This window comes from Citrobacter sp. KH_055_1, assembly GCF_057838705.1.
On sequence record NZ_CM174473.1, the window covers coordinates 1,693,360 to 1,713,077 of the forward strand.

General features: G+C 53.7%; 20 protein-coding genes. 12 read left to right on the top strand and 8 right to left on the bottom strand.

What is annotated here, in order from left to right:
* Window positions 1–104: 104 nt before the first annotated feature.
* Both AC3ITF_RS07830 and AC3ITF_RS07835 read right to left on the bottom strand, forming a co-directional pair.
* Window positions 105–800 carry a CidB/LrgB family autolysis modulator gene (locus AC3ITF_RS07830; RefSeq protein ID WP_096756493.1) on the bottom strand — a complete coding sequence of 232 codons (696 nt, stop codon included), beginning with the start codon at window positions 798–800 and terminating at the stop codon, window positions 105–107.
* Window positions 797–1,195 (bottom strand): CidA/LrgA family protein, encoded by a 399-nt coding sequence (locus AC3ITF_RS07835; RefSeq protein ID WP_096756494.1) that lies wholly within the window; start codon window positions 1,193–1,195, stop codon window positions 797–799. The genes AC3ITF_RS07830 and AC3ITF_RS07835 overlap by 4 nt, the downstream gene beginning before the upstream one ends.
* Window positions 1,196–1,409: 214 nt before the next feature.
* Between AC3ITF_RS07835 and dusC the strand changes: the two genes are divergently transcribed.
* The gene (dusC, locus tag AC3ITF_RS07840) at window positions 1,410–2,348 is read left to right on the top strand and encodes a tRNA dihydrouridine(16) synthase DusC (protein ID WP_115258034.1); all 939 of its coding nucleotides are present in this window, start codon (window positions 1,410–1,412) and stop codon (window positions 2,346–2,348) included.
* A 56-nt stretch (window positions 2,349–2,404) separates the two neighbouring features.
* On the opposite strand, the gene yohP is transcribed toward dusC, so the two are convergent.
* Both yohP and AC3ITF_RS07850 read right to left on the bottom strand, forming a co-directional pair.
* Complete coding sequence (gene yohP / locus AC3ITF_RS07845; RefSeq protein ID WP_000698460.1) at window positions 2,405–2,488, bottom strand: small membrane protein YohP; 84 nt, start codon at window positions 2,486–2,488, stop codon at window positions 2,405–2,407.
* 69 nt (window positions 2,489–2,557) lie between these two features.
* Window positions 2,558–3,292 carry a class I SAM-dependent methyltransferase gene (locus AC3ITF_RS07850; RefSeq protein ID WP_117343468.1) on the bottom strand — a complete coding sequence of 245 codons (735 nt, stop codon included), beginning with the start codon at window positions 3,290–3,292 and terminating at the stop codon, window positions 2,558–2,560.
* Window positions 3,293–3,461: 169 nt separating this feature from the next.
* On the opposite strand from AC3ITF_RS07850, the gene mdtQ reads away from it, so the two are divergent.
* Window positions 3,462–4,901, top strand: a complete 1,440-nt coding sequence (mdtQ, locus tag AC3ITF_RS07855; protein WP_117343469.1) for a multidrug resistance outer membrane protein MdtQ — start codon at window positions 3,462–3,464, stop codon at window positions 4,899–4,901.
* Window positions 4,902–4,919: 18 nt separating this feature from the next.
* Here mdtQ and AC3ITF_RS07860 read toward each other — a convergent pair whose 3' ends face one another.
* Window positions 4,920–5,498, bottom strand: coding sequence for a DedA family protein (locus AC3ITF_RS07860; protein WP_115258037.1), 579 nt, complete (start codon window positions 5,496–5,498; stop codon window positions 4,920–4,922).
* A 163-nt stretch (window positions 5,499–5,661) separates the two neighbouring features.
* On the opposite strand from AC3ITF_RS07860, the gene AC3ITF_RS07865 reads away from it, so the two are divergent.
* Entirely contained in the window at window positions 5,662–6,249 is a 588-nt protein-coding gene (locus AC3ITF_RS07865) for a Yip1 family protein (RefSeq protein ID WP_117343470.1), read from the top strand.
* 180 nt (window positions 6,250–6,429) lie between these two features.
* Window positions 6,430–7,365, top strand: a complete 936-nt coding sequence (pbpG, locus tag AC3ITF_RS07870) for a D-alanyl-D-alanine endopeptidase (protein WP_096756501.1) — start codon at window positions 6,430–6,432, stop codon at window positions 7,363–7,365.
* A 64-nt stretch (window positions 7,366–7,429) separates the two neighbouring features.
* Here the strand turns inward: pbpG and dld are convergent, their stop codons facing one another.
* Complete coding sequence (gene dld, locus AC3ITF_RS07875) at window positions 7,430–9,142, bottom strand: D-lactate dehydrogenase (RefSeq protein WP_135911736.1); 1,713 nt, start codon at window positions 9,140–9,142, stop codon at window positions 7,430–7,432.
* A gap of 232 nt (window positions 9,143–9,374) precedes the next feature.
* On the opposite strand from dld, the gene bglX reads away from it, so the two are divergent.
* The 5 genes from bglX (at window position 9,375) to AC3ITF_RS07900 (ending at window position 15,656) form a co-directional block, all read left to right on the top strand.
* A complete protein-coding gene (gene bglX / locus AC3ITF_RS07880; protein WP_117343472.1) occupies window positions 9,375–11,672 on the top strand; it encodes a beta-glucosidase BglX in 2,298 nt (765 codons plus the stop codon).
* Between the two features lie 229 nt (window positions 11,673–11,901).
* A complete protein-coding gene (osmF, locus tag AC3ITF_RS07885) occupies window positions 11,902–12,819 on the top strand; it encodes a glycine betaine ABC transporter substrate-binding protein OsmF (protein ID WP_115258042.1) in 918 nt (305 codons plus the stop codon).
* A gap of 33 nt (window positions 12,820–12,852) precedes the next feature.
* On the top strand, window positions 12,853–14,001 hold the full coding sequence (locus AC3ITF_RS07890; RefSeq protein ID WP_279271747.1) for an ABC transporter permease: 1,149 nt from the start codon (window positions 12,853–12,855) through the stop codon (window positions 13,999–14,001).
* Complete coding sequence (locus tag AC3ITF_RS07895) at window positions 13,994–14,941, top strand: ABC transporter ATP-binding protein (RefSeq protein ID WP_153879891.1); 948 nt, start codon at window positions 13,994–13,996, stop codon at window positions 14,939–14,941. Before AC3ITF_RS07890 ends, AC3ITF_RS07895 begins: the two co-directional genes overlap by 8 nt.
* Complete coding sequence (locus AC3ITF_RS07900) at window positions 14,925–15,656, top strand: ABC transporter permease (RefSeq protein ID WP_135911741.1); 732 nt, start codon at window positions 14,925–14,927, stop codon at window positions 15,654–15,656. The genes AC3ITF_RS07895 and AC3ITF_RS07900 overlap by 17 nt, the downstream gene beginning before the upstream one ends.
* On the opposite strand, the gene AC3ITF_RS07905 is transcribed toward AC3ITF_RS07900, so the two are convergent.
* The gene (locus tag AC3ITF_RS07905) at window positions 15,637–15,744 is read right to left on the bottom strand and encodes a protein YohO (RefSeq protein WP_003027354.1); all 108 of its coding nucleotides are present in this window, start codon (window positions 15,742–15,744) and stop codon (window positions 15,637–15,639) included. The two genes, AC3ITF_RS07900 and AC3ITF_RS07905, sit on opposite strands and share 20 nt — an antisense overlap.
* 52 nt (window positions 15,745–15,796) lie before the next feature.
* Window positions 15,797–16,528, bottom strand: coding sequence for an HTH-type transcriptional regulator MlrA (gene mlrA, locus AC3ITF_RS07910; protein ID WP_115258046.1), 732 nt, complete (start codon window positions 16,526–16,528; stop codon window positions 15,797–15,799).
* A 226-nt stretch (window positions 16,529–16,754) separates the two neighbouring features.
* Between mlrA and AC3ITF_RS07915 the strand changes: the two genes are divergently transcribed.
* From AC3ITF_RS07915 to AC3ITF_RS07925, 3 genes are read left to right on the top strand one after another with little or no spacing between them, the layout of a single operon-like run.
* The gene (locus tag AC3ITF_RS07915; RefSeq protein WP_096756509.1) at window positions 16,755–18,440 is read left to right on the top strand and encodes a sensor histidine kinase; all 1,686 of its coding nucleotides are present in this window, start codon (window positions 16,755–16,757) and stop codon (window positions 18,438–18,440) included.
* On the top strand, window positions 18,437–19,156 hold the full coding sequence (gene btsR, locus AC3ITF_RS07920; RefSeq protein ID WP_181217891.1) for a two-component system response regulator BtsR: 720 nt from the start codon (window positions 18,437–18,439) through the stop codon (window positions 19,154–19,156). Before AC3ITF_RS07915 ends, btsR begins: the two co-directional genes overlap by 4 nt.
* 46 nt (window positions 19,157–19,202) lie before the next feature.
* Complete coding sequence (locus AC3ITF_RS07925; RefSeq protein WP_115259919.1) at window positions 19,203–19,673, top strand: YehS family protein; 471 nt, start codon at window positions 19,203–19,205, stop codon at window positions 19,671–19,673.
* Window positions 19,674–19,718: the final 45 nt, after the last annotated feature.

The window sequence follows — 19,718 nt, forward strand, 5'->3', positions numbered from 1 at the left end:
CTGTTACGGCTTTATATGTGATCCAAATCTCACTGTGTATGCAACTCATGAAACTTAAATGAAAAATGTGCAACGCATCGCAAATAAATGAACTAAAAATGGCGCTAACCGACTACAGCCAGAATCACCGGGAACAGGAAGGGGGCCACCAGCGAGGTGATGATCCCGCAAATAACCAGTGCCAGGGAACTGAACGCACCTTCCTGGTAATCAAGCTCCGCGCAGCGTGCCGTACCCAGGGCGTGTGACGCGGTCCCCATTGCCAGTCCACGCGCTGCCTTGGTGCGAATGCGCATCGCATTTAACAGTGTGTGGCCAAACACGGCACCCAGGATCCCGACAAAGATGACGCAGACGGCGCTGATAGCAGGAATACCGCCGATGCTACCCCCCACCGCCATGGCGATCGGCGTGGTGACCGATTTAGGCATTATAGATGCGGCAATTTCTGGCGATGCCCCCATCAGTAACGCAATAGTGGTCCCGGTGACCATCGCCACAATGCTACCGGCAAAGCAGATGGCAATAATGGATTTCCAGCGGGCGCGGATTTGGTGCAGCTGTTCATACAGCGGGTATGCCAACGCGACCACGGCAGGTTGCAGTAAATCGTTCAGCACTTCGCTACCTTTGAAATAGTGATCGTAGGGAATGCCGGTCAGGATCAGAAAAGGAATAATCACCACCATGGCAACCAGCAGCGGGTTCAGCAGCGGCATTTTGATCCGCATTGCCAACTTACGTGCGCCAAAAAATACCGCCAGCGTGAGGGGTAACGACCACCAGATATACGCCATCATTCTTTTGACCCTTTTTGTCCAACGATTTTGCGTTCACCGTGCACAAGGTGTGAGCTCCAACTCACCACCAGGAAAACGACCAGCGTACTGATGGTGCAGGACACTACGACCGGTCCAAACTGCGCGCGCAGCAAGTCAAAGTACTGCATGATCCCGACGCCAATCGGGACAAACAGCAGCGCCATGTAACGAATCAGGACGTAGCAACCGGGGTTAACCCATTTCGCTGGCAGTATCTGTAATGCCAGCAGAACAAACAGAATCAGCATGCCAATAATGCTACCCGGGATGGTGATAGGCAGCAGTGAGGCAAGAAAAATACCCGCATACAGGCAGGCATAAATCAGGATAAACGCGCGTAAATATTGCCAGATAATGTTCAGTGACTTGCTCATAGTAGAAACCCTTGACGAGACCTATTCATCATACAATTAAACTTAAAAACGTGCTACCGATCACATCATGAATTCTAAGCATAGTGGAAATAGATAACTGGAACATCAGGCAATAGCCCCAATCGATAGGGCGATGCCTGTGTGCTGCTGACAGTGCTTTGATCTCTTGTACGGAGACGCTACCATAGCGCCTCTCTTTTTTGCAGGTAACAATATGCGTGTTTTACTGGCGCCGATGGAAGGCGTGCTCGACTCACTGGTGCGCGAGCTGCTGACTGAAGTTAATGATTATGATCTGTGCATCACCGAATTTGTGCGCGTGGTGGATCAGCTCCTGCCAGCAAAAGTATTTCATCGGATCTGCCCGGAGCTGCATAACAACAGCCGTACCCCATCCGGCACGCAGGTGCGCATCCAACTGCTGGGGCAGCATCCACAATGGCTGGCAGAGAACGCGGCCCGCGCGGTTGAGTTGGGGTCGTACGGTGTCGATCTGAACTGTGGCTGCCCGTCAAAACTGGTTAACGGCAGCGGTGGCGGCGCAACGCTATTGAAAGATCCTGAACTTATCTATCAGGGTGCGAAGGCGATGCGCGAGGCGGTGCCGGGTCATTTGCCGGTAACGGTGAAAGTGCGCCTGGGCTGGGACAGCAGCGACCGGCAGTTTGAAATCGCCGATGCCGTTCAGCAGGCGGGTGCCAGCGAACTGGCGGTTCATGGTCGCACCAAAGAGCAAGGATATAAAGCGGAGCATATCAACTGGCAGGCTATCGGTGAGATCCGCCAGCGTCTGACGATTCCGGTTATCGCCAACGGTGAAATCTGGGACTGGCAGAGCGCGCAAAATTGTATGGCGGTCACCGGATGTGATGCGGTGATGATCGGACGCGGGGCGCTAAATATCCCGAACCTGAGTCGGGTGGTGAAATATAACGAACCGCGGATGCCGTGGCCCGACGTGGTGACATTACTGAAAAAATATACCCGTCTGGAAAAGCAGGGTGATACCGGGCTATATCATGTGGCGCGTATTAAGCAGTGGCTGGGATATTTACGCAAAGAATATGCCGAAGCGACGACGCTGTTTCAGGAGATTCGCGCTCTCAATAATTCACCGGATATCGCGCGGGCGATTCAGGCCATTGAGATTTAACCGGTCATTATATTACTGGCCGGAGACGGCGTTTACGCCGACATCCGGCATTGATGTCAGAAAATCATCTTAAACACGCCAGTCACCACCAACAGTCCAATCAGAAAAATAATTAAAATAGCCCACAGCAGAATTTTCATTAGCCTTCCCTTTTTGGTAAGTTCAAATTTAGTATAGGAAACTATTGAAAACTCTGCCTGCAGGCACAGTTATGCCGGCTTACGTGCGCTGAGCAGAAACACCATCGGGCGCTCTTTCTCTTCATCCAGCGCGGGGTTGGCGGCAATCTGTTCAGCAGACGGTCCCCACTCATCAACACAGACAATCTCAAACCCGGCGCCAATAAGCGCGTTGATCCAGGTTGCCAGCTTGCGGTGTTGTTTTTTTACCCCTTCAGCAAACCAGTTGCTGATGCGTTCACCTTCCTGTTGATAGTGATTCACCGGCCAGGAGAGTTGCCCGGTTTTGTCTTTTATCCAACCTTGGGTGAGGGGCGCTGTATAAATTGGGTGTTCTGCCGAAAAGACCAACATTCCGCCTGGTGTTAACGCCTGGTAAATGGTTACCAATAATCGCTCTATATCCTGCAAATAGTGCAAGGCGAGCGAGCTATAAACCAGCTCAAAGGAATCCGCGGTCAACGTCAGCGCGTCAAGATCTTTGCGCTGGTACGAAATACCCTCTCCGGTGGTCATGTTGCAAGCCTGGGCTAACATTTTCTCTGAAATATCTAAGCCCACGACGCTTGCCGCGTGGTTATCGCGTGCGTAGCGGCAAAACCAGCCGTATCCGCAGCCTAGATCGAGAATGCGCTGACCTTGTAACGGAGGGAGCATGGCCTGTAATGCTGGCCATTCGGGCGCGCCGTCGAGTCCTTTTACGGAGCGGTCCAGCGTGGCATATCCGGCAAAGAAGTGCGGATCATCATAGATATTTTGTGACATCGTGCCTCCATTCATAAATTATTAGAATTATTTTATCCGTATTATTAAACGGGAATATATTTTTCTAATTATATATTTTGATGTCCAAAGATGTATTGCCACGCGTAACTAAAAAAGCATCTGCGACAAGTCGTACTCTTTGCACATCATTTCTTACCAGTATATCCCCATGAATCGTAATTCTGTGCTTCTTGCAGCGGCATGCTTGCCGCTTTTTATTCTGCTGCCCGGTTGTGCCCCAATGCACGATACCCGCCAGTCGCTCTCACAGCAGACGCCCGCTGAAAATGTGGATTCTGCGTTACCCGCGGCATTAAAAAATGGTTGGCCGGATAGCCAATGGTGGAAGGCATATCACGATCCCCAGTTGAATGCGTTGATTGACAGTACATTAAAGAATTCGCCTGATATGCAGGTGGCAGAGCAGCGTATCCAACTGGCAGAGGCGCAGGCGAAGGCCGTTGAGGCGCAGGATGGTCCGCAGATTGATTTCTCGGCAGACGTCGAGCGCCAGAAAATGTCGGCAGAAGGCTTGATGGGACCGTTTGCCCTCACCGATCCGGCGGCGGGCACCACCGGGCCGTGGTACACCAATGGCACCATGGGATTAACCGCTGGCTGGAACCTGGATCTGTGGGGTAAGAATCGGGCGGAGGTAACAGCACGCATTGGTGCAGTCAAAGCGCGTGAAGCTGAGCGCGAGCAAACCCGACAGCTTTTGGCGAGCGGTGTCTCCCGCTTATACTGGGAATGGCAGACGCAGGCGGCGCTGAAGACCGTGCTGACGCAAATCGAAACCGAGCAGCAAAATGTGATTACCGTCGATCGCGAGCTGTACCAAAACGGGTTGACCTCCTCGGTAGAAGGCGTTGAAACCGATATTGATTCCGGTAAAACGGAGCAGCAACTCAACGACGTCAACGGGAAAATGAAGGTCATCGAGGCGCGGTTGAGCGCGCTGACCAACACGCAGTCCACCTCGCTGAAGCTGCATGCCACCACGATGCCGGTCGTCGAAAGCCAGTTGCCGTCCCAGTTAGGTTATTCCTTGCTGGCCCGCCGACCGGACCTGCAGGCGGCTCACTGGTACATTGAATCTTCTCTGAGCAGTATTGATGCGGCAAAAGCGGCATTTTATCCCGACGTTAACCTGATGGCCTTCCTGCAGCAGGATGCTTTACATCTGAGCGATCTGTTCCGCCATTCTGCCCAACAAATGGGGGTCACCGCCGGATTAACGCTCCCGATCTTCGACAGCGGCAGGTTGAATGCGAATCTCGACATCACCAAAGCGCAAAGTAACCTGACCGTGGCCAATTACAATAAAGCGGTGGTTGATGCGGTGAATGATGTCGCGCGTGCGGCAACGCAGGTGGATACGCTGGCGCAGAAGAATCAGCATCAGCTGCAGATCGAACATGACGCGCAGCGGGTAGTGGGGCTTGCGCAGGCGCGGTTCAACGCCGGGATTATCGCCGGCTCCCGCGTCAGTGAGGCAAAAATTCCGGCACTGCGTGAACAGTGTAACGGCCTGATACTACAAGGTCAGTGGCTGGATGCGTCTATTCAGCTCACCAGCGCCCTGGGTGGCGGATACCACGCATCCTGAGAGTCTGGCCCGGCAGATTCAGGCTGTCGGGTCGGTTTTTTGTTTATTGCGCCGTTTCATCCACCAGCGGACCGCCACCACCAGCCCAACAACCAGAATCAGCCATACCCCATGCTTGATATGCTGGTCGAGACTGTGCAGCCACGGCGCGACCACTTCTCCACCCACATAACCAAGGGTAGTAAACAGCAATGCCCAGACCAGTGCGCCGAGAATATTCAGCGGTAAAAAGATTTTCGGCGGCAGGTGACTGGCACCAATCAGCAAGGGGCCAATGACCCGAAAGCCATACATAAAACGTGTCCCGACCACGAACAGGTATGGGCGCCGCTGGATCATTTTCTGTGCATACTGAATTTTTGCCCGATGACGCGAGAAGCGACGGAGAATGTTGCCGCCGTAACGACGACCAAGCAGATACAGCAACTGATCGCCAATCATTCCCCCCAGCGCGACAGAGACAACAACCAGCGGAAATTTGAGTAATCCCTGATGCGCCGCCACACCGCCCAACAGGGTAATGGTTTCGCCTTCGGCCAGGCTGCCAATGATGAGCGCCGCATAGCCGTACTGGGCAATAAGATTGTTTATATCCATACGTCTGTATGACCTCCACAACCATTAGCATACACCTGATGAATTGTTGATGCCGGAAAAGCCGTCACCCAGCGCATCGGTATTTTTACCGTGTACATAAAATAATCAAAAGCTGAATTATACTTGAAGTGTTGAGGTCTGGAGCTGACAAGAAGGGGGCGGTATGAACCATGTCTGGGGGCTATTTTCCCATCCCGATCGTGAAATGCACGTGATCAACAGCGAAAACGAAAGTGTTTCGCATCACTATACCCACCATGTTCTGCTGATGGCGGCCATCCCGGTCATTTGCGCATTTATTGGCACCACGCAAATTGGCTGGAGTTTTGGCGACGGCAACGTATTGCAGTTATCCCTGTTGACCGGATTTGCGATGGCAATTCTGTTTTACGGTGTGATGCTGGCCGGCGTGGCCGTGATGGGCAGGGTTATCTGGTGGATGGCACGTAACTATCCGCAGCGTCCGTCGCTGGCACATTGCATGGTCTTTGCCGGCTATGTCGCCACACCGCTGTTTTTAAGTGGGCTGGTGGCGCTGTATCCGCTGGTCTGGCTGTGTGCCTTAGTCGGAACAATCGCGCTGTTTTACACCGGTTATTTGCTGTATCTCGGCATCCCGACATTCCTGAATATCAGCAGAGAGGAAGGACTCAGCTTTTCCAGCTCAACGCTGGCAATTGGCGTCCTGGTGCTCGAAGTTCTGCTGGCGATTACGGTTATCCTGTGGGGGTACGGATACCGATTGTTCTAAGCTAACAACCTGTCTACTCTGCGTTGCTGGTGTAAAAGCCAGCAACGCAGCATTTCGAGATGATTCTCCGGTGGCGGCAATGCTGCCGGGTGGTTATGATGCCTGCGCTAGCTTGAGATTATTCTCTATCTCGGGCGGTGTGCGTTGTGACGTGCGTGAACCATTATCAGAAATCTCATCATGCTTAAATTTCGAGTTTCATTATTAAGCCTTGCCCTGGTGCTGGCAGTTCCTTTTGCACCCCAAGCCGTGGCGAAAACGGCGGCTACCGCAGCGGCCTCTCAACCCGAGATTGCGTCTGGTAGTGCGATGATTGTTGATTTGAATACTAACAAGGTCATCTATTCGAACCATCCGGACCTTGTGCGTCCGATTGCGTCGATCACCAAATTAATGACGGCGATGGTGGTGCTGGATGCACGACTGCCGCTGAACGAAAAGCTGAAAGTAGACATCAGCCAGACGCCAGAAATGAAAGGCATCTATTCTCGTGTACGGCTGAACAGTGAAATCAGCCGCAAAGACATGCTGCTGCTGGCGCTGATGTCATCGGAGAACCGTGCGGCGGCAAGCCTGGCGCATCATTATCCTGGCGGTTATAACGCGTTTATCAAAGCGATGAATGCCAAAGCGAAATCACTGGGGATGACTCAGACCCGCTTTGTGGAACCGACAGGGTTATCCATTCATAACGTGTCGACCGCCCGTGACCTCACTAAATTACTGATTGCCAGTAAACAGTATCCGCTGATTGGTCAGTTAAGTACCACGCGTGAAGACATGGCCACCTTTGCCAACCCGGCCTATACGCTGCCGTTCCGCAACACCAACCATCTGGTGTACCGCGATAACTGGAATATCCAGCTCACCAAAACCGGCTTTACCAACGCGGCGGGTCACTGTCTGGTGATGCGCACGGTCATCAACAACAAACCGGTGGCGCTGGTGGTGATGGATGCGTTTGGTAAATACACCCATTTTGCCGATGCCAGCCGTTTACGTACCTGGATAGAAACTGGCAAGGTGATGCCGGTTCCGGCGGCGGCACTGAGCTATAAAAAGCAAAAAGCCGCACAAATGGCGGCGACGGGTGAACAAACTGCGCAGAACGATTAAACCGTAGGCCGGGCAAGCGAAGCACCCCCGGCAACGTGCCCGATGGCGCTTACGCTTATCGGGCCTACGATTCTTTCCAGAACTTCTGTTTACTGGTTTTACCGATCCCTGGGTTCATGCTGTTGGTCGGATCGTTGGCGCGATAAAAACGCGTCAAGGTTTCCGGCGCTTTGTACAGGTGTCCCACATTGTGCTCTGCCGGGTACTGCGCCCCGCGAGCCTGCAACAGTTCCAGCATTTGCTCTTTCAGCGCATGCGCATCCACACCTTTCTTCACAATGTAATCCTGATGGAAGACATAGCACATAAAGTGTCCGTAATAGAGCTTATGCACCAGCTTACTGTCGATCTCGGGCGGCAGATGCTCATACCATTCCGTGTCGTTACGGCGCAACGCAATATCCAGCGCCAGAATATCTTCGACCTCATCGGCATGGACGGCCTGATAGCGAATCGCCGCTCCGGCTGCAGCAAAGCGGTGTAAAAAGGCTTTACTGCCTTCTTCCGGCGTACAGGCAAAGAAATCGCCCTCGGCCGTTTTGAAAAACTCAGTCAACCAGCTTTGTGCTTCGGCCACGCCGCCACCGGCCATTTTTAACAGCAGGTGGTGTTCGTATTTATCGCGCCAGCTTTTCATCCGCGCCGGTAAATGGCTGGGGAATAAATGGCCAAATTTCTGCATGGCACGGTCGGTAAAGTGCGGGCGGAAAATTTTCACTTTTTCCAGCATCGCGTCGGTGCGACCTTTCAGGGTAAAGAAGAACGGCATTTTGTCGGTGCCGAGCTTGTCTATCATCAGAAACGTATCTTTGCCGTACTGCTCGGCGATATCGTAGATATCACGGTGCATGTACTCGCCGGCGACCGGCAGGTGTTCGAACTTTGCCAGAATATGACGGCGGATCTCCGTCAGCACCTCTGGCTGATTGGTACCGATATAAAACACCTGCTGATTTTTCTCGGCTTCAAAGGTGTCGAGGCGCACCGCAAACACCGCCAGTTTTCCCGCGCAACCGGAAGATTCAAACAGCCGATCCGGGTCGGCGTTATAGCGTGCGGGGGTATCGGCTTCGATATCTCTGACGCGGGTAACGTAATCGTGATCGTGCGCGTGACGCCCGTCGTGATGCACATCGTCATCTTTAATGCGTTCGTCATCAAGTTTGCTGAGGATCTGCTCCGGCGTCTGGCCAAGTTCGATACCCAGATGGTTGACCAGCTGTAATTTGCCCTGTTCGTCAATTCGCGCAAACAGCGACATCTCGGTATATGCCGGGCCTCGCTGTACCAACGAGCCGCCGGAGTTGTTGCAAATCCCACCAATCACCGATGCGCCAATGCATGAAGAGCCAATCACCGAATGCGGTTCGCGACCAAATGGCTTGAGTGCTTTTTCCAGCGAATAGAGCGTGGTGCCGGGATACGCCAGAACCTGTTCGCCTTTGCCGATGACGTGCAGTTTGTCGAGGCGCAGGGTGCTGATAATAACAATCTCGCGATCGTAGTCATTGCCGCTGGGCGTAGAGCCTTCGGTTAGCCCGGTGTTGGCGGCCTGCATCAGGATAATTTTGTCGGCGACGACGCAGGCGTTCAGCACACGCCACAGTTCCAGCAATGAGCCAGGAAAGACAACGGCTAACGCCTCGCCCTGACCTGAGCGGAAGCCCTTGCGATAGCGGGCCGTTTTAGACGGTTCGGTAAGCAGGTGCGAATGACCCACCAGACGGGCCAGTTCGTTAAGCAACGCTTTATTATCGGTTGTTGTAATGGAAGACATTCTCCACTCCTTGTGGTGGGCAAAAATATCAGAAACAAGCATAGCGCTCTGTATGACAATACGCTTTCTCATTCAGGTTGTCTCTGAATTGGCTGTGCATCATTCATCCCGGATTTCAAAATTAGGAGAATAACCTTAGCTTTCTTTATCTCTCCCGTTTAGGCTTACGGCAAACTGCGGTTTTTGTTATATTTTCGCTGCCTCGTCGGGAAAAAATAAAGAGAGAATCAACATGAAATGGCTTTGTTCTGTAGGTATCGCGGTGAGCCTGGCGTTGCAGCCAGCGCTGGCGGACTCCTTGTTTGGTAACCATCCTCTGACCCCTGAAGCACGGGATGCATTTGTTACCGATTTACTCAAACAGATGACCGTCGATGAGAAGATCGGCCAATTACGTTTGATAAGCGTCGGGCCGGATAACCCGAAAGAAGCCATCCGTGAGATGATCAAAGACGGGCAGGTTGGGGCGATTTTTAACACCGTTACCCGCGAGGATATCCGTAAAATGCAGGATCAGGTGATGGAACTCAGCCGCCTGAAAATCCCTCTCTTTTTCGCCTATGACGTACTGCACGGTCAGCGCACCGTGTTCCCGATAAGCCTCGGTCTGGCGTCATCGTTTAATCTGGATGCGGTCAGAACGGTGGGGCGCGTTTCTGCCTATGAAGCCGCAGACGATGGCCTGAATATGACCTGGGCGCCAATGGTTGATGTCTCGCGCGATCCGCGCTGGGGACGCGCCTCAGAAGGTTTCGGGGAAGATACCTATTTGACTGCCACGATGGGTAAAACCATGGTCGAAGCGATGCAGGGTAAAAGCCCGGCCGATCGCTATTCGGTGATGACCAGCGTCAAACACTTCGCCGCCTATGGCGCGGTAGAAGGCGGAAAAGAGTACAACACCGTGGATATGAGTCCGCAGCGGTTGTTTAACGACTATATGCCACCGTACAAAGCCGGGTTAGACGCCGGGAGCGGGGCGGTGATGGTCGGTCTTAACTCGCTGAACGGCACCCCTGCAACCTCTGACGCCTGGCTGTTGAAAGATGTGCTGCGCGATGAGTGGGGCTTTAAAGGGATTACCGTTTCCGATCACGGCGCGATTAAAGAGTTGATCAAACATGGTACCGCCTCCGATCCGGAAGACGCGGTGCGCGTGGCGATCAAGTCCGGCATTAACATGAGCATGAGCGATGAGTATTACAGTAAGTATCTACCGGGCCTGATTAAGTCAGGTAAGGTGACGATGGCTGAACTGGACGATGCCGCGCGTCATGTGCTGAACGTCAAATATGATATGGGGCTGTTTAACGATCCGTACAGCCATCTGGGGGCCAAAGAGACTGACCCGCAGGACACCAACGCGGAAAGCCGTTTACACCGTAAAGACGCGCGTGACGTTGCCCGCGAAAGTCTGGTACTGCTGAAAAACCGCCTGGAAACGTTACCGCTGAAGAAATCGGGGACTGTGGCAGTCGTGGGACCACTGGCGGACAGCAAGCGTGATGTGATGGGCAGTTGGTCGGCAGCAGGCGTTGCCGAACAGTCAGTGACGGTGCTGACGGGCATTAAAAATGCGCTCGGCGATAAGGGCAAAGTGGTGTACGCCAAAGGGGCGAATATCACTAACGATAAAGGCATTGTCGACTTCCTCAATCTGTATGAAGAGGCGGTGAAAGTCGACCCACGCTCGCCGCAGGCCATGATTGATGAAGCGGTCAAGGCCGCGCAGCAGTCTGATGTGGTGGTCGCTGTGGTCGGTGAAGCGCAAGGTATGGCGCATGAAGCCTCCAGCCGGACCGATATCACGATTCCGCAAAGCCAGCGTGACCTGATTACCGCGCTGAAAGCCACCGGCAAGCCGCTGGTGCTGGTGCTGATGAACGGGCGTCCATTGGCGCTGGTGAAAGAAGACCAGCAGGCCGACGCGATTCTGGAAACCTGGTTTGCCGGGACGGAAGGCGGCAACGCCATTGCCGATGTCCTGTTTGGCGATTACAACCCGTCAGGTAAACTGCCGATGTCTTTCCCGCGCTCTGTCGGGCAGATCCCGGTCTATTACAGCCACCTGAATACCGGTCGTCCGTATAACGCCGATAAGCCGAACAAATACACCTCACGCTACTTTGACGAAGCCAACGGCCCGCTGTATCCCTTTGGCTATGGTCTGAGCTACACCACCTTTACCGTTTCTGATGTGAAGCTTTCTGCACCGACGATGAAGCGTGATGGAACGGTCACCGCCAGCGTGCAGGTCACTAACACCGGCAAACGCGAAGGAGCGACGGTGATTCAGATGTATTTACAGGATGTGACCGCTTCCATGAGTCGTCCTGTCAAACAGCTGAAAGGATTTGAGAAGGTGAATCTCAAACCGGGCGAGACGCAAACGGTCAGTTTCCCGATTGATATTGAGGCGTTGAAATACTGGAACCAGCGTATGCAATACGATGTGGAACCGGGCAAATTCAACGTCTTTATCGGCGTAGATTCTGCCAGAGTGAAGCAGGGCGAGTTTGAACTGCTGTAATGATCAGGTGAATTTGCGTCAGACCTGATGGCTCCACACGTGTCAGGTCCATAGATTCATCCCCACCGGCAAAGCCCCTGAGGTTTTGCCGGTCTTTTTATATTTATCACCGAGTTACTGCTAATCCTTCCCTCCGTTACCCCTCAATTGCCAGGTTAAGGTCAGATTTTTCGACTATGCTTTTCCCTCTATGTCCTGAAAAGGACAGTCAAAGGATGAGGAGAGCAGCATGATAATCTCAAAGGTCTGGGCGGGCTCGCTGGCGCTGTTTGCCGCGATGAGCTTACCCCTGCAGGCCGCATCACCCGTCACGGTGGGATCAAAAATTGATACGGAAGGGGCGCTGCTCGGCAATATGATTTTGCAGGTGCTTGAAAGCCACGGCGTGAAAACCGTCAATAAAGTCCAGTTGGGAACCACGCCAGTGGTGCGCGGGGCCATCACCTCCGGCGAACTGGATATTTACCCGGAATATACCGGAAACGGGGCTTTCTTCTTTAAAGATGAAAATGACCCGGCGTGGAAAAATGCGCAGGCCGGTTATGAAAAAGTCAAAAAACTGGATGCGGAACAGAACAAACTGGTCTGGCTAACGCCTGCGCCCGCTAATAACACCTGGACCATTGCCCTCCGTCAGGATGTCGCCGAAAAGAATAAGCTCGTTTCGCTGGCTGACCTGGGACGCTACCTGAAAGACGGCGGCACGTTCAAACTGGCCGCCTCGGCAGAGTTTATCGAACGTGCAGATGCGTTGCCTGCGTTTGAAAAAGCTTATGGCTTTACGCTCAATCAAAATCAGCTTTTATCGCTGGCAGGGGGAGACACGGCGGTGACCATTAAAGCCGCTGCGCAGCAAACCTCAGGCGTCAATGCCGCGATGGCCTACGGGACCGACGGCCCTGTTGCGGCGCTGGGACTGCAAACGCTCAGCGATCCAAAAGGTGTCCAGCCGATCTATGCTCCTGCGCCAGTGGTGCGTGAATCAGTACTGCAGGCCTACCCACAAATGGCGGAATGGCTGCAGCCGGTCTTTGCCAGTCTCGATGAAAAAACGCTACAACAGCTTAATGCCAGTATCGCCGTTGAAGGGCTGGATGCGAAAAAAGTCGCAGCAGATTACCTGAAGCAAAAAGGATGGGTGAAGTAACGGAGTTTGCATCAGGTGAGTGTTGTATCAACGATGTCTGTTAATCGAGTGCTGTTGCTGCTGGTATTTCTGCTAATGGCGGCAGCCGCGCTGCCTTTCATCAGTTATGCCCCCAATCGTCTGGTCTCTGGCGAAGGTCGACAACTCTGGGAACTCTGGCCCGGTTTTGCGTGGGGGCTGGCGGCGATGTTTCTGCTACTGGTGGCGCTGTGTTTTATCCCCGGTCGCGCCGGCAACGTGTTAACCCTGATCGTAGTGCAACTGCTGCTGATAGCGGCGTTGATTGCCGCCGGTAAAACGGCAAGCGGGCTGGCGCAGACGGGAAGTCCGCTGGCGAGAACCAGTCTGGGTAGCGGATTCTGGCTTGGGCTGGGACTGATGCTGCTGGCGCTCAGCGACGCGATTCGTCGTCTCACCGCGAGGCCACTGTGGCGCTGGTTACTGCATATGCACATTGCCATCGTCCCCGTTGCGCTGCTGCTGACCGGGATGTTCAACGACCTTTCGCTGCTCAAAGAGTATGCCAATCGTCAGGATGTCTTCGACGATGCGCTGGCGCAACATCTGACTATCCTGCTTGGAACCGTGCTGCCAGCGCTGGTGATTGGCATCCCGTTGGGCATCTGGTGCGCCTTCTCTACGTCGCGCCAGGGGCCGGTATTTGCCGTACTGAATATTATCCAGACCATTCCTTCCGTGGCGCTGTTTGGCCTGCTGATTGCCCCGCTTGCCGGGCTGGTTCAGCATTTTCCCTGGTTACGTGCATTGGGCATTGCCGGAACCGGGCTGGCCCCTGCGCTGATTGCGTTGGTGCTGTACGCGCTACTGCCGCTGGTGCGCGGCGTGGTGGCGGGGCTGAACCAGGTTCCTCTTGATGTGCTGGAAAGCGCCCGGGCAATGGGAATGAGCTCGCGTCAGCGCTTTTGTGCGGTACAACTCCCGCTGGCGTTACCGGTCTTCTTGCGCAGTTTACGTGTCGTGATGGTGCAGACGGTGGGGATGGCCGTTATTGCCGCACTGATTGGCGCGGGGGGATTTGGCGCATTGGTTTTTCAGGGATTGCTCAGCAGTGCCGTCGATTTAGTGCTACTGGGTGTCGTCCCGGTGGTGGTGCTGGCGGTGCTGATCGATGCCCTGTTTGATTTAGGTTTAGCTCTGCTGAAGGTGACCGTTGATGATTGAATTTAGCCATGTCTGTAAAACCTTTGGCCAACAACACGCGGTCAACGATCTCAATCTGCATTTTCGCGAAGGCAGCTTTTCCGTCTTGATTGGTACGTCGGGGTCGGGGAAGTCCACCACGCTCAAAATGATTAACCGTCTGGTGGAGCATGATAGCGGGACGATTCGCTTTGCTGGCGATGAGATCCGCAGCCTGCCGGTACTGGAATTAAGACGACGGATGGGATACGCCATTCAGTCTATTGGACTGTTTCCGCACTGGACCGTTGCACAGAACATTGCCACCGTATTGCAGCTGCAGAAGTGGTCGCGTTCACGTATTGATGACCGAACAGATGAACTGATGGCGTTGCTGGGGTTGGAAGAGGGGTTGCGTCATCGTTATCCTCATCAGCTTTCCGGTGGGCAACAACAGCGGGTGGGAGTGGCGCGTGCGCTGGCCGCCGATCCCCAGGTGCTGCTGATGGATGAACCTTTTGGTGCGCTGGATCCGGTAACGCGCAACGCGTTGCAGCAGGAGATGACCCGCATTCACCGGCTGTTGGGACGCACCATTGTGCTGGTTACCCATGATATTGACGAAGCGCTGAGGCTGGCGGAACACCTGGTGCTGATGGACGCAGGTCAGGTGGTGCAACAAGGCACGCCGCTATCGATGCTCACAGCACCGGCTAACGACTTCGTACACACCTTTTTTGGCCGCAGCGAACTGGGTGTTCGGCTGCTGGCGCTGCGCACTGTCGGTGATTTTACCCGCCGCCATGAGCAGCTCAGCGGCGAGCCGCTGGTTGACGAGATGACACTGCGCGATGCGCTCTCTATTTTTGTGGCGCGGGGGTGCGATGTTCTGCCGGTGGTTGATGCAAAGGGCGGAGCCTGCGGGACGCTCCATTTTCAGGATTTACTCTCACCGAGGCCGCACCGTGAAACGTCTGACTGATCCGCTGTTGTGGCTGGTTATCTGTTTTCTGCTGCTGCTGGCAGGGTTGCCTCATAGCCAGGCGCTGTTTAGCGCGCTGTTCCCGCAGCTGCCGCGACCGGTTTATCAGCAGGAGAGTTTTCTGGCGCTGGCGTTGGCCCATTTTAGCCTGGTGGGGATCTCGAGCCTGGTGGCGGTGATCATTGGCATGGGGGCGGGGATCGTGGTCACGCGTTCATGGGGAACTGAATTCAGACCGCTGGTGGAAACCATTGCCGCCGTGGGGCAAACTTTTCCGCCGGTCGCCGTGCTGGCCATCGCTGTTCCGGTGATGGGGTTTGGTCCACAGCCGGCCATCATCGCGCTGATCTTGTACGGCGTGTTACCGATTTTACAGGCGACGCTGGCGGGTCTGGGCGGGATATCAGCCAGCGTGCTGGATGTTGCCAGTGGAATGGGGATGAGCAGCGGTCAACGGCTGCGCAAAGTGGAGCTGCCGCTGGCCGCGCCGGTTATTCTGGCTGGTATTCGCACGTCGGTGATTATTAACATTGGCACCGCCACGATCGCCTCAACTGTGGGGGCAAACACGCTGGGTACGCCGATAATCATCGGGCTGAGCGGGTTTAATACTGCCTATGTGATACAGGGGGCGCTTCTGGTCGCGTTGGCGGCCATCATTGTCGATCGCGGGTTTGAGCGAGTCGCGCAACACCTTACCCGGCACGTAAAATAAAGGTATAGCCTGCAAGCATCACACCGCCGATTCCTCCGATGGCCATCAACAGGAAGAGGGTGATCACGCCGATTTTAGCTGCGCTCATGATGTACTCCTTATGGTATATAAAAGGATTGTACACGTTTGTTAATGGAATATTAAATACCGAGTGGATAAATATCGTGGCCTAGCGCACGCCACTCGGTTAATTGTTGGTGTTGAGCGGCCGTCTGGTTATCGCCGCACCACACCAGAAGTGTCCGGCCTTCAAACAGTTCCGGTCGCAGTTGATTGAGCGAGTGAGCCAGTACGTCAACCCGCCATCCTTGCTGGCTGGCGACCCAGCCCTCCAGCCATAGCCGGGTGGTATCGTGAATATTCCAGCCGACGACCAGCGCGTCTTTACCTTGTTTCTTACGGGCTGAGGCGAGGCAAATCGCAATGTAGTTAATCAGCACGCCGTCAAGAATGCCGAGCAGTGCCTGAAGAATAGGTTGCTGACATTGCAGGCGTCGCCGCAGCGGAATGAACAGATGGGTGTTCAGCGTCTGGGCGGGATAATCCTGGCCACGTTCTTTGATCCACAATCGCAGACTATGCAAATTATTACTTTGCAAATAGCTCAACAGCGTTTCTTGCTGCTCGCGCCAGCCGTTGTGCACATCAATGCTCTCATTGCTGAGCAACATTTTAACCTTACTGACCTGCACACCGTTGTTTATCCAGCGTTTGATCTCGCGGATCCTGTCGATGTCCGCGTCGTTAAACAAACGATGACCGCCGTCTGTGCGCTGCGGTTTCAGTAATCCATATCGCCGCTGCCACGCACGTAAAGTGACAGGGTTAATATCACAAAGCAAAGCCACTTCACCGATGGTGTAAAGCGCCATTTGTTGTCTCACTCTTGCTCGCGAGGTCCCAGTTTTACTTTAGACGCTCTTTTGCGAACCAGGTAGTTTTGTCTGTTTTTTGCTCACGGAATGGGTGATTTTGTAGTCATACCCACGCTTTTGAGTGACCGTTCTCACAAATTCCTCATTTTTTGCAACAGTTCAAAGAAAGTTACGCGCAGCCCATGTATGTTACGCGCTTTTAAGAAGACTGTGGTTGGCGGGTATGTACGAGTTTAATCTGGTGTTGCTGCTGCTACAGCAGATGTGCGTGTTTCTTGTTATTGCGTGGTTAATGAGCAAAACGCGTTTATTTATCCCGCTGATGCAGGTCACTATCCGGCTGCCGCACAAACTCCTTTGCTACGTCACCTTTTCCATCTTTTGCATTCTGGGTACCTACCTGGGGCTGCATATTGAAGACTCCATTGCCAACACCCGTGCGATTGGCGCGGTGATGGGTGGCTTGCTTGGCGGCCCGGTGGTTGGGGGGCTAGTCGGGTTGACTGGCGGCCTGCATCGTTATTCGATGGGCGGAATGACCGCGCTGAGCTGCATGATCTCGACCATTGTTGAAGGACTTCTCGGCGGGTTGGTACACAGCGTACTGACCCGCCGCGGTCGCACTGATAAAGTCTTTAGCCCGCTGACGGCGGGCGCGATCACCTTTTTTGCCGAACTGGTGCAGATGCTGATCATTTTATTGATTGCGCGTCCCTTTGATAATGCGCTGCATCTGGTGAGCAATATTGCCGCGCCGATGATGGTCACCAATACCGTGGGTGCAGCCTTATTTATGCGTATTTTGCTCGACAAACGGGCCATGTTCGAAAAATACACCTCGGCGTTTTCAGCCACTGCGCTAAAAGTTGCCGCCTCAACGGAAGGCATATTGCGCCAGGGGTTTAACGAGGTTAACAGCATGAAGGTGGCCCAGGTACTGTATGAGGAGCTGGACATTGGTGCAGTGGCGATAACCGATCGCGATAAGCTGCTGGCCTTTACCGGAATTGGTGACGACCATCATCTGCCAGGTAGGCCGATTTCATCCTCTTATACCCAAAAAGCGATTGATACCGGCGAAGTGGTGTATGCCGACGGCAACGAGGTACCTTACCGCTGCTCACTGCATCCGCACTGCAAATTAGGCTCGACGCTGGTGATCCCTTTGCGTGGTGAAAACCAGCGGGTGATGGGGACCATCAAACTGTATGAAGCCAAAAACCGCTTATTTAGTTCGATCAACCGCACGCTTGGCGAAGGGATTGCGCAGTTGCTGTCAGCGCAGATCCTTGCCGGGCAATATGAACGGCAAAAAGCGATGCTCACGCAGTCAGAAATTAAGCTTCTGCATGCGCAGGTGAATCCCCATTTTCTGTTTAATGCGCTCAATACCATTAAAGCGGTGATTCGCCGCGACAGCGAGCAGGCCAGTCAGTTGGTGCAATATCTGTCGACCTTCTTTCGCAAAAACCTCAAACGGCCGTCAGAAATTGTGACGCTGGCAGATGAAATTGAACACGTTAACGCCTATCTGCAAATTGAAAAGGCGCGCTTTCAGTCGCGCCTGCAGGTCACTTTAACGGTACCGGATGAACTTTCGCATCAGCAATTGCCAGCATTTACGTTGCAGCCCATTGTCGAGAATGCGATTAAGCACGGCACCTCTCAGCTACTTGATACCGGTGAAGTCTCCATTACCGCCCGGCGAGAAGGGCAGTATCTGATGCTGGATATCGAAGATAATGCCGGCCTGTATCTGCCGACAACCGAGGCCAGCGGGCTGGGGATGAATCTGGTGGATAAGCGACTACGTGAACGGTTTGGCGATGATTTTGGCATCAGCGTAGTGTGTGAACCTGACCTCTTTACCCGAATCACTTTACGACTTCCCCTGGAGGAACTGGCATGATCAAAGTGTTGATTGTGGATGACGAACCGTTAGCGCGGGAAAATCTGCGGATCCTGTTGCAGGAGCAAAGCGACATTGAGATTGTGGGGGAATGTTCGAATGCCGTTGAGGCCATCGGCGCGGTGCATAAATTGCGCCCTGATGTGCTGTTTCTCGATATCCAGATGCCACGTATTAGCGGTCTGGAAATGGTGGGCATGCTCGATCCTGAACACCGTCCGTATATTGTTTTTCTCACCGCATTTGATGAGTATGCGGTGAAAGCCTTTGAAGAGCATGCCTTTGATTATTTGCTCAAGCCGATTGAAGAAACCCGGCTGGAGAAAACGCTGATCCGTTTACGCCAGGAGCGCACGAAGCAGGATGTGTCGGTGCTGCCGGAAAACCAGCAGGCGCTAAAATTTATTCCGTGTTCCGGTCACAGCCGCATTTATCTGCTGCAAATGGACGATGTTGCGTTTGTCAGTAGCCGCATGAGCGGCGTTTTTGTCACCAGCAGCGACGGCAAAGAAGGCTTTACCGAGCTTACGCTGAGAACGCTGGAGAGCCGCACGCCGCTGTTGCGCTGCCATCGACAATTCCTGGTGAACATGGCGCAGCTGCAGGAGATTCGCCTGGAAGATAACGGCCAGGCCGAGTTGATTTTACGTAACGGCCTGACCGTGCCGGTGAGCCGCCGTTATCTTAAAAGCCTAAAAGAGGCGATTGGTCTGTAAAACTGGTACACTGCGCGCCATTGCATCACCGACAGTTGAAGGCTCTATGCTAAGTAACGACATTCTTCGTAGCCTGCGCTACACCCTGAAAGCGAACAATAACGACATGGTGCGGATCCTTGCGCTTGCTGACATGGAATCCACCGCCGCAGGTTTCGACACCTGGATGACGAAAGAAGATGAAGACGGGTTTATTCGTTGCCCGGACATCATTCTCTCCGGTTTTTTAAACGGCCTGATCTACCATCTGCGCGGTAAAGATGATTCGGCGCCGGAACTGGCGCTTGAGCGTCGGGTGAACAACAATACGGTGCTGAAAAAGCTGCGTATCGCCTTTTCACTGAAAACCGATGATATTCTGGCCATTATGACCGAGCAGAAATTCCGCGTGTCGATGCCGGAAATTACCGCCATGATGCGTGCGCCGGAACATAAAAACTACCGCGAGTGTGGAGACCAGTTTTTACGTTATTTCCTGCGTGGTTTGACTCACCGGGTACATCACACGAAAGCGTGATTTAATACCCGCAGGTCCGTGCATGCGTAGCGCTAACGGGCAAAA

Coding starts and splice junctions, on each gene's coding strand:
- AC3ITF_RS07830 (WP_096756493.1), bottom strand. CDS start 800: ATGATGGCGTATATCTGGTGGTCGTTACCCCTCACGCTGGCGGTATTT.
- AC3ITF_RS07835 (WP_096756494.1), bottom strand. CDS start 1,195: ATGAGCAAGTCACTGAACATTATCTGGCAATATTTACGCGCGTTTATC.
- dusC (WP_115258034.1), top strand. CDS start 1,410: ATGCGTGTTTTACTGGCGCCGATGGAAGGCGTGCTCGACTCACTGGTG.
- yohP (WP_000698460.1), bottom strand. CDS start 2,488: ATGAAAATTCTGCTGTGGGCTATTTTAATTATTTTTCTGATTGGACTG.
- AC3ITF_RS07850 (WP_117343468.1), bottom strand. CDS start 3,292: ATGTCACAAAATATCTATGATGATCCGCACTTCTTTGCCGGATATGCC.
- mdtQ (WP_117343469.1), top strand. CDS start 3,462: ATGAATCGTAATTCTGTGCTTCTTGCAGCGGCATGCTTGCCGCTTTTT.
- AC3ITF_RS07860 (WP_115258037.1), bottom strand. CDS start 5,498: ATGGATATAAACAATCTTATTGCCCAGTACGGCTATGCGGCGCTCATC.
- AC3ITF_RS07865 (WP_117343470.1), top strand. CDS start 5,662: ATGAACCATGTCTGGGGGCTATTTTCCCATCCCGATCGTGAAATGCAC.
- pbpG (WP_096756501.1), top strand. CDS start 6,430: ATGCTTAAATTTCGAGTTTCATTATTAAGCCTTGCCCTGGTGCTGGCA.
- dld (WP_135911736.1), bottom strand. CDS start 9,142: ATGTCTTCCATTACAACAACCGATAATAAAGCGTTGCTTAACGAACTG.
- bglX (WP_117343472.1), top strand. CDS start 9,375: ATGAAATGGCTTTGTTCTGTAGGTATCGCGGTGAGCCTGGCGTTGCAG.
- osmF (WP_115258042.1), top strand. CDS start 11,902: ATGATAATCTCAAAGGTCTGGGCGGGCTCGCTGGCGCTGTTTGCCGCG.
- AC3ITF_RS07890 (WP_279271747.1), top strand. CDS start 12,853: ATGTCTGTTAATCGAGTGCTGTTGCTGCTGGTATTTCTGCTAATGGCG.
- AC3ITF_RS07895 (WP_153879891.1), top strand. CDS start 13,994: ATGATTGAATTTAGCCATGTCTGTAAAACCTTTGGCCAACAACACGCG.
- AC3ITF_RS07905 (WP_003027354.1), bottom strand. CDS start 15,744: ATGAGCGCAGCTAAAATCGGCGTGATCACCCTCTTCCTGTTGATGGCC.
- mlrA (WP_115258046.1), bottom strand. CDS start 16,528: ATGGCGCTTTACACCATCGGTGAAGTGGCTTTGCTTTGTGATATTAAC.
- AC3ITF_RS07915 (WP_096756509.1), top strand. CDS start 16,755: ATGTACGAGTTTAATCTGGTGTTGCTGCTGCTACAGCAGATGTGCGTG.
- btsR (WP_181217891.1), top strand. CDS start 18,437: ATGATCAAAGTGTTGATTGTGGATGACGAACCGTTAGCGCGGGAAAAT.
- AC3ITF_RS07925 (WP_115259919.1), top strand. CDS start 19,203: ATGCTAAGTAACGACATTCTTCGTAGCCTGCGCTACACCCTGAAAGCG.